At 66.5% G+C, this 12,713-nt stretch carries 16 protein-coding genes; 10 read left to right on the top strand and 6 right to left on the bottom strand.

Annotated elements, in window-relative coordinates; translation table 11 throughout:
• Positions 1-1,104, top strand: coding sequence for a glycosyltransferase family 4 protein (locus EP007_RS09710; RefSeq protein ID WP_128477466.1), 1,104 nt, complete (start codon positions 1-3; stop codon positions 1,102-1,104).
• On the top strand, positions 1,101-1,985 hold the full coding sequence (locus EP007_RS09705) for a class I SAM-dependent methyltransferase (protein WP_128477465.1): 885 nt from the start codon (positions 1,101-1,103) through the stop codon (positions 1,983-1,985). Before EP007_RS09710 ends, EP007_RS09705 begins: the two co-directional genes overlap by 4 nt.
• A gap of 165 nt (positions 1,986-2,150) precedes the next feature.
• Here EP007_RS09705 and EP007_RS09700 read toward each other — a convergent pair whose 3' ends face one another.
• Complete coding sequence (locus tag EP007_RS09700; RefSeq protein WP_128477464.1) at positions 2,151-2,735, bottom strand: DsrE/DsrF/DrsH-like family protein; 585 nt, start codon at positions 2,733-2,735, stop codon at positions 2,151-2,153.
• Positions 2,736-2,738: 3 nt separating this feature from the next.
• On the bottom strand, positions 2,739-2,984 hold the full coding sequence (locus EP007_RS09695; protein WP_128477463.1) for a sulfurtransferase TusA family protein: 246 nt from the start codon (positions 2,982-2,984) through the stop codon (positions 2,739-2,741).
• Positions 2,985-3,266: 282 nt separating this feature from the next.
• On the opposite strand from EP007_RS09695, the gene EP007_RS09690 reads away from it, so the two are divergent.
• The 5 genes from EP007_RS09690 (at position 3,267) to EP007_RS09670 (ending at position 7,018) form a co-directional block, all read left to right on the top strand.
• Positions 3,267-4,472, top strand: coding sequence for an MBL fold metallo-hydrolase (locus EP007_RS09690; RefSeq protein ID WP_128477462.1), 1,206 nt, complete (start codon positions 3,267-3,269; stop codon positions 4,470-4,472).
• Positions 4,473-4,476: 4 nt separating this feature from the next.
• The gene (locus EP007_RS09685) at positions 4,477-4,962 is read left to right on the top strand and encodes a YeeE/YedE family protein (protein WP_128477461.1); all 486 of its coding nucleotides are present in this window, start codon (positions 4,477-4,479) and stop codon (positions 4,960-4,962) included.
• A gap of 74 nt (positions 4,963-5,036) precedes the next feature.
• A complete protein-coding gene (locus tag EP007_RS09680; protein ID WP_243700483.1) occupies positions 5,037-5,477 on the top strand; it encodes a YeeE/YedE family protein in 441 nt (146 codons plus the stop codon).
• Positions 5,478-5,554: 77 nt separating this feature from the next.
• Positions 5,555-5,953: a helix-turn-helix domain-containing protein gene (locus tag EP007_RS09675; protein WP_128477460.1), complete on the top strand. Its 399-nt coding sequence runs from the start codon at positions 5,555-5,557 to the stop codon at positions 5,951-5,953.
• Positions 5,954-6,370: 417 nt separating this feature from the next.
• Complete coding sequence (locus tag EP007_RS09670; protein WP_128477459.1) at positions 6,371-7,018, top strand: DUF7095 family protein; 648 nt, start codon at positions 6,371-6,373, stop codon at positions 7,016-7,018.
• A gap of 223 nt (positions 7,019-7,241) precedes the next feature.
• Here EP007_RS09670 and EP007_RS09665 read toward each other — a convergent pair whose 3' ends face one another.
• From EP007_RS09665 to EP007_RS09655, 3 genes are all read right to left on the bottom strand, one after another.
• Positions 7,242-8,333: an aminopeptidase gene (locus tag EP007_RS09665; protein ID WP_128477458.1), complete on the bottom strand. Its 1,092-nt coding sequence runs from the start codon at positions 8,331-8,333 to the stop codon at positions 7,242-7,244.
• Between the two features lie 62 nt (positions 8,334-8,395).
• On the bottom strand, positions 8,396-9,259 hold the full coding sequence (locus EP007_RS09660) for a universal stress protein (protein ID WP_128477457.1): 864 nt from the start codon (positions 9,257-9,259) through the stop codon (positions 8,396-8,398).
• A gap of 66 nt (positions 9,260-9,325) precedes the next feature.
• Entirely contained in the window at positions 9,326-10,126 is an 801-nt protein-coding gene (locus EP007_RS09655) for a class I SAM-dependent methyltransferase (protein WP_128477456.1), read from the bottom strand.
• A 184-nt stretch (positions 10,127-10,310) separates the two neighbouring features.
• Here EP007_RS09655 and EP007_RS09650 point away from each other — a divergent pair, with 184 nt between their 5' ends.
• Positions 10,311-11,075, top strand: coding sequence for an AzlC family ABC transporter permease (locus EP007_RS09650; protein WP_243700359.1), 765 nt, complete (start codon positions 10,311-10,313; stop codon positions 11,073-11,075).
• Complete coding sequence (locus EP007_RS09645; protein WP_128477455.1) at positions 11,076-11,417, top strand: AzlD domain-containing protein; 342 nt, start codon at positions 11,076-11,078, stop codon at positions 11,415-11,417.
• Between the two features lie 15 nt (positions 11,418-11,432).
• On the opposite strand, the gene EP007_RS09640 is transcribed toward EP007_RS09645, so the two are convergent.
• A complete protein-coding gene (locus EP007_RS09640; protein WP_128477454.1) occupies positions 11,433-12,263 on the bottom strand; it encodes a deoxyribonuclease IV in 831 nt (276 codons plus the stop codon).
• A 123-nt stretch (positions 12,264-12,386) separates the two neighbouring features.
• Between EP007_RS09640 and EP007_RS09635 the strand changes: the two genes are divergently transcribed.
• Positions 12,387-12,701, top strand: a complete 315-nt coding sequence (locus tag EP007_RS09635) for a hypothetical protein (RefSeq protein ID WP_128477453.1) — start codon at positions 12,387-12,389, stop codon at positions 12,699-12,701.
• The last annotated feature ends 12 nt before the right edge of the window (positions 12,702-12,713 follow it).

Here is a 12,713-nt window from a genome sequence, read left to right as displayed (position 1 = left end):
ATGCACGTCGGTCTCGTGGTGTACGGCAACCTCGAAACCACGACGGGCGGGTTCCTCTACGACCGGAAACTGGCGGGCGCGCTCCGCGAGGCGGGCCACCGCGTCACCGTCGTCTCCCTGCCGTGGCGCGACTACCCTCGCGCGCTCGCGGACCACCTCGACCCTCGCGTCCGCCGCTCGCTCCGCCGCCGACTCCGGGGGTTCGACCTGCTCGTCGAGGACGAACTCTGTCACCCCTCGCTGGTCGGGCACAATCGCGCCGTCTCGGTCCCAATCGTCGCAGTCGTCCACCACCTCCGCGCGAGCGAGCAGTGGCCCGCGTGGCAGAACGTCGTCTACCGGGCCGTAGAGCGCCTTTACCTCGGCTCGACCGACGCCGCGCTCTACGCCAGCGAGGCGACCCGGCGCGCCGCCGAGCGACTCGCCGGACCTCGCTCCCCGCGCCCCTCGGCCGTCGTCAGACCCGCGGGCGACCGATTCGACCCGGAAATCACTCCGGAGCGAATCGCCGCCCGCGCCGAGCGCGACCCCTTCGAAATCGTCTTCGTCGGGAGCCTTGTCCCGCGGAAGGGTCTCCACGTCCTGCTCGACGGACTGGCCCGCGTCGCAGGCGACTGGCGACTCTCGGTCGTCGGGAGCGCGACCGACGAGGAGTACGCCCGAACGGTCCGAAAGCGGACCGAATCTCTCGAAATCGCCGACGCGGTGCGTTTCGAGGGTCGCCTCTCGGACGCCGCGCTCGCCGACCGCCTCGCCGAAAGCCACCTGCTCGCGGTCCCCTCGCTGTTCGAGGGCTACGGCATCGTCTACTTGGAGGGGATGGGGTTCGGTCTGCCCGCGCTCGCAACGAGCGCGGGCGGTGCGACCGAACTCGTGACCCGCGGCGAGGACGGCTTTCTCGTCGCGCCCGGAGATTCCGCGGCCGTCACCGAGGCTGTCGAAACGCTCTGCGTGGACCGCGAGCGCCTGCGAGAGATGGGGTTGGCCGCCCGGCGACGCTTCGAGCGCCATCCGGGGTGGGACGAGTCGATGACGACGGCCCGGCGCTTCCTCGAAACCGTCGCCGAGGCGTCGAAGTCCGCGCCGAGGGAGACCGCGCCGTGAACTTCCAACGCTATCTCTCCGCCAAGCGAAGCGTGGACGACCGCGCGCTCGACCGCCGCGTCGAGACCCGACTCGCCGAGGAGATTCGCGGCCGGGAAGATGACCGACTTCGCGTGCTGGAGGTCGGGGCGGGAATCGGGTCGAGTGTCACCCGACTGCTCGCTCGACCGTGGCCTCCCGACCGCGTGGAGTACACTGCGCTCGACATCGACCCGGAGAACGTCGCGTTCGCGCGCGAGCGTCTGCCAGCGTGGGCCGCCCCGCGCGGATTCGCGGTCCGGCGCGCGGGGGAGAACGCGGACGACCGAGTCGTCCTCACTCGGGGACAGCGCCGGACCGAGGTCCGCTTTCGGACCGCCGACGCCTTCGAGTTCCTCGATGCGACCGACCGCGAGTTCGACCTCGTGGTGGCTCAGGCCTTCGTAGATCTGGCGGACCCCGCCGACGCGCTCGCGGCGTTCCGGGGCGCGCTCGCGTCCGACGGTCTCGCGTACTGCCCTATCACCTACGACGGCGCGACGAGTTTCGACCCGGTTCACGACCCCGACTTCGAGGAGCGATTCCTCGATTCGTTTCACCGGCATCTGGACGACGGGGGCGACAGTCGGGCCGGACGCCACCTCCTCGCGGAAGCTAGCGAGACCGGCGAGGTCCTCGCGGCGGCCGGGTCCGACTGGGTCGTCCACCCGCGTGAGGGGGGCTATCCCGCCGACGAGGCGTATTTTCTCGACTGCATCGTGGCGATGGTCGCCGGAGCGGTCCGCAAGGAAGGCGGAATCAAGGACGACCGCATCGCGGAGTGGGCAACACGACGCCGCGAGCAAATCGGCGACGCCGAGTTGGTCTACTGCGCGCACCAACTCGACCTGTTGGTTCGTTAGCTCGACTTAGACCCTATTTTCGGGAGGGTCAAGCGTTTCATCGCGTGTTCAGATTCTGTCCGAAGGCAGCGAAGAGTGGAATTCTATATAGCAGAAATTGGTTTATTATAAACTAGTACGAAGCCACGCCGAACCGACCGCGAGCAAGGGTGTTTCGAGCAGAACTCAGACGAGCAACTGGATGTCGGCGTCGGCCATGTGTTCGAGCGCGGTGGCCGCGCCGACGCCGGTCGTCACCTCGTCGTAAAACTCCGCTTCGTCGTAGTCCATCAGTTCCATCGTCATCTGGCAGGCCTGCAAGTCCACGCCGGTATCGAGCGACAGTTCGATGAGTTCGCCGATGGTCGCGGTGCCCTGTTCGTCCAACTTCGACTCCATCATCCTGGTCGCCATCGAGTCCATGAACGGGAGCGCGGCGACAGCGTCGGGCATCGGCATGCTCGGGTTGCCGACCGCACTCAGTTTCAGGTTCTCGGACTTCTCCTCGTGGAGGATATCCAGTCCCCAGAACGTGTGGAAAACCACGACATCCCACCCGAACGCGGCCGCAGTGCTGGCGAGGATGAGCGGCGGGTACGCCATGTCGAAGGTCCCCTTCGTGGCGACGATGGTCATCTTCTTCCGGTCGTCCCCGACCTCGGCTTTCACCTCGCCGAGTTCGGTCTCCAACTCCTCGACGCGAGCGCGGAGCGCCGCCACGTCTTCGGTGTCGCCGGAGGTCTCGGCCGCCGGTTGCGTGTCCGTGCTCATGGATTACTCGGTCTTGCGGACGTAGTGTTTGTACACGTCGTCGCCCTCTCGCTGGTCAACGAGTTCGACGCCGTCGGTCGTGTTCGCCCATCCCTCGATGTCGCTCACACTCCCGGCGTCGGTCGCAATCACTTCCAGCAGGTCGCCGTCGTCGAGTCCGTCGGTCGCCTGCTTGGACTTGACGACGGGCATCGGGCAGGACTGTCCTTTCACGTCGAGCGTCTCAGTAACGTCGTATGCGTCGTTCATTGTATCACCAGTGTTCTGTCTTGTGCGTACTAAGCAATACCGGTGTCGAGGATAAAAAGTTGTTGGTTCTTGGGCTTACTGTCCATTTCTCTTTTCAAGGATATTCCGGTGTGTTCAGTACAGGGCGGAACAAAAGGCGCTTAGAACAGCATTCTAGACGCTTTACGCTGATTCCGTATCAGACGCCACAGCGACACCACGGCAACCGCGAAGCGTGTATTGCAAGTATTGTGCAAAACTATAGAAATGCTTATCAGGGAGCAACCGATTGGATAAGACGTAATGAGCGAACCAGAGTTCCCAACTCCGGACGTGGAGGTCGAAAGCACCGACCCCCAAACCCTGAAAGACCGCATCGAGAGCGGCGAGGAGGTTTTTATCCTCGACACGCGCGTCCCCGACGACGTAGACGAGTGGGCCATCGACGGCGAGAACGTCGAGAGTTCGAACGTCCCCTACTTCGAGTTCCTCGCGGGCGACCCCGACGAGGAGGTCTTCGAGCAACTGCCCGACGACCGCGAGATTACCGTCCTCTGTGGAAAAGGAGAGTCCAGCGAGTACGTCGCTGGCGAACTCGTCGAGCGCGGCTACGACGCCCACACCCTCGCGGACGGCATGCAAGGCTGGGCGCGAATCTTCGAGTCCGTCGAAATCGACGCCGACACCGACGCGACCGTCGCGCAGTACCAGCGCCCGTCCAGCGGTTGCATGAGCTACCTCGTCGTCTCCGGCGACGACGCCGCGGTCATCGACCCCCTGCGAGCGTTCACCGAGAGGTACCGCGAGGACGCCCGCGCGCTCGGAGCGGACCTGACGTACGCAATCGACACGCACGTCCACGCCGACCACGTCTCGGGCGTCCGCGCGCTCGCCGCCGAGGGTATCGAGGGCGTTCTCCCGAGCGTGGCAATCGACCGCGGCGTCACTTACGACGGCGCGGTGACCGACGCCGAGGACGGCGACGTGTTTCAGGTCGGCGATGTGGAGATAGAGACCGTCTTCACGCCCGGCCACACCTCCGGAATGACCTCCTACCTCGTGGACGGCGCGGTCTTGCTGACGGGCGATGGCCTGTTCGCCGAGAGCGTCGCCCGACCCGACTTGGAGAGCGGCGACAAGGGCGCGCCCGACGCGGCCCGCCAGCTCTACGAGTCGCTACAGGAGCGCATCCTCACGCTCGACGACGACGTTATTGTGGGTGGCGCACACTTCAGCGACGCCGCCGACACCCGCGAGGACGGCACCTACACAGAGACTATCGGCAACTTGAAGGAGACGATGGACGCGCTGACGCTGGACGAAGACGAGTTCGTGGAGTTGGTCCTCTCGGACATGCCGCCCCGGCCCGCGAACTACGAGGAGGTCATTGCGACGAACCTCGGGCAGGAAGAACAGAGCGACGAAGAGGCCTTCGAGTTGGAACTCGGCCCGAACAACTGCGCGGCGAGTTCCGACGCGATGACCGACGGCGAAGCGACGCAGGACTGAGACCATGGAACCACTGGTAACGTTCGCGGACCTCTTCCCGAACGGAGTCTGGCGGTACGCCGCGGGCGGCGCGCTCATCGGGTTGGGCACCGCCGTCATCTACCTCGCCACCGCGATTCCCGCGGGCGCGAGCACGTTCCTCGAATCCACGCTGTCGTACATCTCCGAGGCGTCGCGGTTCAACCGCGCGAAGTACATCGCGTCGCGGGACTGGCGAGTCGCGTTCACGCTGAGTATCGTCGCTGGCGCGGCCGTCTACGCGCTGGCGTTCGGCGACTTCGGATGGACGACCGAGGTGTCGTGGTGGCGTCTCCTCGTCGGGGGCGTCCTCGTCGGCGTCGGCACCAGAATCGGAAAGGGGTGTACCTCCGGCCACGGCATCTGCGGCGTCGGGTCGGTGGCTCCCACCTCGCTGGTCAACGTGGCGACGTTCCTCGGCGTCGCCATCGTGACCGCGCAACTCGTGCAGGCCGCGGGGGTGTCGCCGTGAGCGCCCCGAAGAGAGAAGGCGACGGAGACAGCGGGGACGGCGGAGCAACGGGGACCGAGCGGGACCGCCACCCCCTGTTCCTGCCCGTCGTCGTGGTCGGCGGCTTGATATTCGGCTTCGGACTCGGCCTGAGTCGGATGGCCCGTCCCGAAGTCGTGCTGGACTTCCTCCAGTTCGAGGACTTCGGCCTGCTGTTCGTGCTGGGCGTCGGGTCGGTCGTCGCGGGAACCGCGTTCGCAATCGGGGTCAACGTCCTCGACCGCGCGCCGCTGACCGGGCGAGCATACGCTCGACGGTTGAAGTCGTTCGACCGGAACGTCCTCACGGGCGGGGTCATCTTCGGCGTCGGATGGGGCATCTCGGGCATCTGTCCGGGCGCGGCCTACGCCAGCGTCGGCATCGGGAACTACCCCGTCCTGATAGCTATCAGCGGGATGTTCCTCGGCGCGTACGCGCAGGGCATCTGGCGCTCGCGGACCGCCGACGGGAGCGCGGCGTCGGCCGCCAGCGACTGACCCGACGGCCGTACGGCGCAGTGTTGTGCAGACTATGCAAATCCTTTTACGTGTTTGGTCCGTACTGGCCGCTAAGAATGGCAGACTCGATGGCCGAATACCTGCAGAAGGACATGGAGTGTGAGGGCCTGTTGGAGTGCATCCACGGGCTGAAGGAACTCGACCGCGAGTGCTTTCAGGTCCTCGTCGAGAGCGCCGAACCACTGACCATCGACGAGGTGGCCGACCGAGTGGACCGCGAGCGCTCGACGGCCTACCGGGCCATCCAGCGTCTCCTCCAGTCCGGATTCGTCCAGAAGGAACAGGTCAACTACGAACAGGGCGGCTACTACCACGTCTACCGACCGACCGACCCCGACGAGGTGGCCGACGACATGCAACGGATGCTCAACGACTGGTACGCCAAGATGGGCCAGTTGGTTCAGGAGTTCCGCGACAAGTACGACGACCAGCAGGCGGTCGCGGCCGAGAACTGACCCACGACGAGGTCGAGTTTCGATTTCTACGCGGCGATTTCGAGGCGTCGCCGTCGGCCCGCGCTCTCTTCGACTTTCGACGGACGCGCGCCGACCTCGGTTTTTTACTCCGGCGCGTGCTGGTGCGACGGCGCACCTGCGCCGTCGCACCAACCGCGCGAGGTCTGCGCGAACGGACGTGAGCGCAGACTCGGAAGACGTGGTTTGTCTTCCGGTGGATGAGGACCGCAGGCCTGTGGCCGAGGACCGCAGGCGGTTGGGGAGGTGTGAGGTCCGCGGTCGCGGTGCTGTGCGGTGGTCTCCTGTGTTCAAGTCTAAAGCTAGCCCTTCGCCTTTTTCGTCGGAACCTCGAGTCTCGAACCACCGACGAATCCGGACACGCCACCGTTAACCCGACCGACGACCAACACGCTGGCAATGAATCGAGACGAGGCCATCGAGCGCGTCGAGGACATCCTCGACGCCGTCGAGAACGAGACGATGCCGGTGCCGGTCCGTGAACTGTGGGTCTACGGCGACGCGGCGCTCGGACTCGACCCGGTGGAGCGACTGGACGTGTACGTTACCAAGGACCTCCTCCTGCGCGGCGACGACGGTGACGCCGCCGAGCGGTTCCACAAGTCCCACGGCGTCGAGGGCGTCGGCAAGACGGTCCGCGCGGAGTGGGCCGAACAGTTCCCCGAGTTCATCCGGGCCAACGACAACGGACACGTCGCGCCCGAAAAGTGTCTGGCCGCCCACCTCCTGCCCGACGACGAACCGGTCCACCTCGAAGTGTGCAACTCTAGCTTCGAGGACAACGTGACCCAGCGACTGCGGGGAGCCATCCAGCGCGAGAGCTACGAGCAAATTCTGGACCCGCGAGGCGTCTGCCTCTGGGCGGAAGGCCAGCGCAGCGACGACGCCCTCCGCAAACTCCGGGAGAGCGAACTCGCCTTCCCGACGCTCCCCGACGCGCTGGAGATGCTGGGGATGGACGAGGCAAACACCGACGAGGCCGCCGAGGCCGTCGAATCCTACCGGAAGCGCCAACAGGGCGCGACGGTCCGCGGCGACGTGGTATAGCACGACCGTTTTCCTCCGACCTTTTTCCTCCTCGGGTGTCCTCGCTCGCTTCGCTCGCTGCGGGCACCACTCGTCGCAAAAACGTCGATGAAAAAGCCCCGCTCGCTTCGCTCGCGGCGAAACGGCGCTTCGCGCCGTATGCTTGCAGTAGAACTGGGGAGACCGTCTTTCGTCGCGTCGCCTTCGGCGACGCTCCTCGCACAAACGTCGGTGAAAAACTGCGCTACTCCTCGAAACCGTCCTCGAACCGGAACGTACCGTTTCGCTGGACCACGTCGCCGTCTACCTCGATGAACGAGTTCTCGCTCATATCGACTATCATGTCGGTGTGGACCGCGCTCTCGTTGAGCGGTTGGCCCTCAGGAACGGTCTCCTCGATGGCCTTTCCGACTGCCATGTGGACCGTATCGCCCATCTTCTCGTCGAAGAGCATGTTGTAGGTGAATCGGTCAATGTCGCGGTTCATCCCGATGCCGAGTTCGCCGAGTCGTCGCGCGCCCTCGTCCGTGTCGAGGATGCTGGCCAGCAGGTCGGCGTTCTTCAAGGCGTCGTGTTCGACGACCTCGCCGTCCTCGAACCGGAGGTAGGCGTCCTGTATCTCGCGGCCGTGGCGGAGCAGGGGTTTGTCGAACAGCACTTCGCCCGCCACCGAGTCGGGGACCGGCGCGGTGAACACCTCGCCGCCGGGGAGGTTCTTCCTGCCGTCGTCGTTGACCGTCTTCATCCCCGCGACGCTCATCCGGATGTCGGTCGTGTCGCCAGAGACGATACGGACCTCCTCGGCGGGGTCCAGAATCTCGACCATCTGTTGCTGGTGGTCCCGCTGGGCCTCCCAATCCTTGTTGACCGCCTCGTAGACGAACTCCTCGTACTCTTCGGTACTCATCTCGGCCTTCTGGGCGCTGCCGGACGCCGGGAACTGCGTCCCGACCCAGCGCTTGCCCATGCGGGCCTCCTGAATCGGTCGCCGGGCGCGTCGGAACGCCGCGAGTTTCTCCGTCGGAACGTCGCTCAGTTCGGCGGTGTTCAGGTCGCCCGTGACGAGGATGAAGGCGTCGGCGGACTCCATCATCGCCAGCAGATGCTCGGGCGTCTCGAAGTCCTCGGCGTCGCTCGCCTGAAGGTAGGCCCGCGTCGCGCGCTCGCTCTGGAGCGACACTGAGGGGTTTGCGCCTACTTCGCCGACTCGCTCGGCGACGGCGACAGCGAGGTCCTCCGCGACCGGTGGTGCCCGAATCAGCACGTCGTCGCTCGGGTCGAGGTCGGTGCAGTGGTCCACGAGAATATCGGCGTGCGTTCGGATTCGTGAGTCCATACGAGCACCGACGCGGAGGGGACCGATATGTCTTTTCGAGTCGCGCGGCCGTCACTTGTGGCCTACCGGCGCACCGTCAGGACGGGAATCGGCGACGTGCGGACGATGCGCTCGGCGACGCTCCCGAGGAGGATTCGGTCGGTTCCGCCCCGGCCGCGTGTTCCCATGACGAGGAGGTCCGCGTCGGTGTCCGCCGCGTAGTCGAGAATCGCCCGATGGACGCGCCCGCGAAGGACTTTCTCGCGGACGCGCTCGACGCCCGCGTCGGCGGCGGTGGCGGCCACGTCGGCTATCGCGTCCTCGGTGATGGCTTCGAGTTCGTCGCTGACGGACGCCGAGCGCACGTCGAACCCGAGCGATGCCTCTTCGACCACTGAAACGGCGTGAAGGGTGGCGTCCACGGCCGCCGCGAGGTCCGTCGCGCGGTCGGCGGCCGCACTCGCCGCCGCGCTCCCGTCGGTCGGGACGACGACGTTCTCGTAGGGGAACGAGGTGCGGGCCTCCTCGTGAGTTCGAATCGTGAGGACCGGCGTGCCAGCGAGGCGGACGACCTTCTCGGTGACGCTCCCGAGCAAGTAGCGCGAGAGACCCGTCCGGCCCTGCGTCGCCATCACCACGAGGTCCATCCCGCGCGAGTCGGCGTACTCCGCGATGGTCGCCGCGGGGTCGCCCTGCACGACTTCAGAGTCACAATCGACGCCCCGCGCCCGAACGTCGTCGGCCACGGGGTCCACGATGTCTGCGCCCTCGCGCTCCAAGGCGTCCACTACGTCGCCCCCGACCACGGTTACGCTATCGCGGTTCGTGCTGGCAACGAACAGGACGTGGACGCTCGCGTCGAATCGGTCGGCGATGTCTGCGGCGTGCCCGACTGCGGCGTCGGCCCCTAAACTCCCGTCAACCGGGAGGAGGATATCCTCGAACATGACGCTTGGAACGTTAGCGAGAAGAGATAAAGAGGTTGGCACGCGAGCGCGGCGACCCGCTCGAACTCACACCGACCCGGCGGTCACGTAGAAGGGGACGACCTCCGCGCGGCGGTACTCCCCCGCGCGCATCTGCTTGATGACGGCCCGGCCCATCTTGCGCCAGTCGGTCCGCAGGTCGTCGTACTCGGCCGCCGAGAGGTCGCCAGCGAGCAGGGTCGCCCGGTCGTCGGCCAGAGCCTCGCCGCTGGCCTTCCGGCGGGCCGCGCGCAGGTCTCGCTCGGCGTAGGGCGGTTCGACCGTCCGGGCGTGAACGTGGCGGCGGGTCGTCGCGTCGGCGAGTCCGGCCGCCGCGAACGCCTCGCGGGTGCCCTCCCCGCCGAGCGTCACGTCGGTCTCGACGCCCCGGAGGTAGGCCCGGCGCGCGCGCCCCGCAAGGTCGCTCTCGGCCGCGACCGTGGACTCGACGGACACCGCGGCATTGTCGGGTTCGACCGCGGCCACGAGGTCCGAGGAGACCCGCCGGAACTCGGCCACCGCGGCGGCGGGGTCGGGGAGATTGATGAGCAGGGCCTGACAGACCACGAGGTCGAAGGTGTCATCCGGGAAGGGCAGGCGGAGCGCGTCGGCCGCGGCGGTCTCGATTCCGGCCTGCTCGCGGGCGACCGCGAGCAGGTCCGGGTCGGCGTCCGCCCCGATTACCTCGCCGGGCGTCTCCTCGGCGAGGACGCGGGAGAGTTCGCCGGTGCCGCATCCCACGTCGAGGACGCGCTCTCGGGAGTCGAGTCGCAGGTCGGAAAGCGCCGCGCGGTCGTCCCACATCCCGCGGCGCGTGTCTCGGAGGTAGTCGGCGGAGAACTGTCGCACGGCTGATTCTGACTCGGAGTTGGCGGTCGGCGGTGAAAAGCGGGGCGGTCCGGGCGGGCGAGGCAGTCCAAGAGAGCGAGTCGGTCCGACCCCGCGAGTCAATTCGCCTCCGCCTGCGACGACTCCCCGAATACCTCGCCGAAAAACCAAGGCTGATACCCCCGGCAGGACCTACGAACCCACAGTGACATCTCCACGAGAAGATTTTCTCTCTGGCGTTCGGGTCGCCGCGCCGATCATCCTCGGAATCGTCCCCTTCGGCATGGTCGCTGGCGTCGCCGCGGCCGGAGTCGGCATGTCCGCGATACAGGCGCTCGCCATGTCGGTCGTCGTCTTCGCCGGGGCCTCCCAACTCGCTGCGATAGAGCTAATCGGGCGGAACGCACCGGTCGCGGTCGTCGTCCTGACAGTCCTCGTGGTGAATCTCCGCCACGTAATGTACAGCGCGTCCATCGCGCCCCACTTCCGGCGTCAGTCCGCGAAGTGGAAGGCCGCGCTCGCGTACCTGCTGACCGACCAAGCCTACGCCGTCTCGCTGTTGGAGTTCGAGAACGACGAGGAGACGAGTCGGCGCTGGTACTATCTCGGGGTCGCGGTGCCCCTCTGGGTCGCGTGGCAGATTGCCACGATTGTCGGCGTCCTGCTCGGCGCACAGATTCCCTCGGGGTGGCAACTCGAATTCGCGGTCCCGCTGGTCTTCCTCGCGGTCCTCGTGCCCGCGGTGACTGACAGAGCGACCGGCGCGGCCGCGGTCGTCGGCGGGGGCGTCGCCGTCGCGGCGAACGGCCTGCCGTACAACCTCGGACTGATAGTCGCGGCCCTCGTCGGTATCGCGGTCGGACTGGCCGTCGAGTCGGCGTTCTCGGTGAACTCCGACGACGCTGGCGGCGAGGGCGAGGACCGCAGAGAATCAGGCGGCGACCGGGCCGACGACGGGGAGGTGGCGTAGATGGCGACCCCGCTCGAAACTGACGGAGTGTGGCTCGTCATCATTGCGGGAGGAATCGGTACCTATGCGCTCAGACTCTCGTTCGTCGCGCTGTTCGGCCGACTCGACGACGTGCCTGAGGGCGTCGAGCGCGCGCTCCGGTTCGTCCCGGCGGCGGTCCTCTCGGCGCTGGTCGTCCCAAAGCTCGTCTACGCTGACGGCGCGCTCGCGCTCTCGCCCGGCAATCCGCGACTGCTGGCGGGCGCGCTCGCGGTGCTGGTGGCGTGGCGGACCGAGGACATTCTGGCGACGCTAGTCGCCGGGATGTCGGGGTTGTGGCTGTTGACCTTCGCGCTCGGGTAAAAAGGGACGCGTCGCTCAGTCCGCTCGCAGTTCTCTGACGCGCTCGATGTTCCACGCGAAGCCCTTGCCGTCCTCGTGGGGCGTTTCGAGGACGAGGGGCACGTCCGCGAGGTCGGGGTGATTGATAAAGGCGCGCATGCCTTCCTCGCCGATGAGTCCCTCGCCGATGTGGGCGTGTTCGTCTTTGTTCGTGCCACATTCGTGCTTGGAGTCGTTGAGGTGGACGCATTCGAGGTGTTCGAGACCCACCACCTCGTCGAACTCCGCGATGGTGTCGTGGACGGCCTCCTCGCTGGAGAGGTCGTAGCCCGCGGCGAACGCGTGGGCCGTGTCGATGCACACGTCGAGGTCCTGCTCGGAGCGTGAGAGGACTTCCGCGAGATGTTCGAAGTCCCCGCCCAACTTCGTGCCCGACCCGGCGTCGCTCTCGATGAGGACGGTCACGCCCTCAGGGATGTCCAACTCATCGAGCGCACTGGCGGCGTTGTCGAGACCGCCCTCGACGCCCGCGCCGGTGTGGGCACCGAGGTGGACGTTGACGTACGGGATGTCGAGTTTGTCGGCGGCATCGACTTCCTTCTGCATCGAGTCGATGGACTTCGCGCGGAGGTCGTCTTTCGGCGTGCAGAGGTTCACGAGATACGACGAGTGAATGACCCACGGTCCCACGTCGTTGTCGGCCGAGACCGTGCGGAACTGCTCGGCCTCGTCGTCGTCGATGTTCGGGTCCTGCCAGACCTGCGGGGAGTGAGTGAAAATCTGTCCGCAGTTCCCGCCGTCCTCTATCTGGGCGTCTACGGCGTTGTAGACGCCGCCAGCGATGGATTCGTGCGCGCCAACTCTCATGTATCCGGGCAGGTATGGGAGGGTGAAAGGCGCTTCGGAACTGGGGGCGAACTGCCGGAACATCGACGTGTGCGGTGTTCTATCGAACCGCAGTCTTATTGAACCGGAGGTTCTATCGGCGGTGTGCCAATCAGCCGCGAGAGGTTCGAGCAAGGCGGTAAACGCTACTCCATCGAGGAGCGTATCCTGACGTTCCTCCGAGAACACGACCAGCAGGCGTACAACGTCCGGGAGGTCACCGAGGTGGTGATGGAGGCGGGGTGGTCGGAGTCGAACGTCGAGCAACCGTTCGAGGACGAAGAACACGTCGGGTGGGTGCTGGACGTGGCGACCGTGAGTTCGATTCTGGACCGGCTCGTGGACAACGGTGCGCTGGAACGCCGCGTCGTGGACACCGGTACGGGCGAGCGGAGTTACTACCGCACGCGGGCAGTATAGCGGTGTCGCCGC

This window comes from Halorussus pelagicus (assembly GCF_004087835.1).
GTDB classification, from domain to species: Archaea; Halobacteriota; Halobacteria; order Halobacteriales; family Haladaptataceae; genus Halorussus; species Halorussus pelagicus.
This window is presented reverse-complemented; position numbering and strand designations above follow the sequence as displayed.

What these genes read in the sequence shown, in the direction of transcription:
- EP007_RS09710 (WP_128477466.1), top strand. Translation starts at nt 1, where the DNA reads ATGCACGTCGGTCTCGTGGTGTACGGCAACCTCGAAACCACGACGGGC.
- EP007_RS09700 (WP_128477464.1), bottom strand. Translation starts at nt 2,735, where the DNA reads ATGAGCACGGACACGCAACCGGCGGCCGAGACCTCCGGCGACACCGAA.
- EP007_RS09695 (WP_128477463.1), bottom strand. Translation starts at nt 2,984, where the DNA reads ATGAACGACGCATACGACGTTACTGAGACGCTCGACGTGAAAGGACAG.
- EP007_RS09690 (WP_128477462.1), top strand. Translation starts at nt 3,267, where the DNA reads ATGAGCGAACCAGAGTTCCCAACTCCGGACGTGGAGGTCGAAAGCACC.
- EP007_RS09685 (WP_128477461.1), top strand. Translation starts at nt 4,477, where the DNA reads ATGGAACCACTGGTAACGTTCGCGGACCTCTTCCCGAACGGAGTCTGG.
- EP007_RS09675 (WP_128477460.1), top strand. Translation starts at nt 5,555, where the DNA reads ATGGCAGACTCGATGGCCGAATACCTGCAGAAGGACATGGAGTGTGAG.
- EP007_RS09670 (WP_128477459.1), top strand. Translation starts at nt 6,371, where the DNA reads ATGAATCGAGACGAGGCCATCGAGCGCGTCGAGGACATCCTCGACGCC.
- EP007_RS09665 (WP_128477458.1), bottom strand. Translation starts at nt 8,333, where the DNA reads ATGGACTCACGAATCCGAACGCACGCCGATATTCTCGTGGACCACTGC.
- EP007_RS09660 (WP_128477457.1), bottom strand. Translation starts at nt 9,259, where the DNA reads ATGTTCGAGGATATCCTCCTCCCGGTTGACGGGAGTTTAGGGGCCGAC.
- EP007_RS09645 (WP_128477455.1), top strand. Translation starts at nt 11,076, where the DNA reads ATGGCGACCCCGCTCGAAACTGACGGAGTGTGGCTCGTCATCATTGCG.
- EP007_RS09640 (WP_128477454.1), bottom strand. Translation starts at nt 12,263, where the DNA reads ATGAGAGTTGGCGCGCACGAATCCATCGCTGGCGGCGTCTACAACGCC.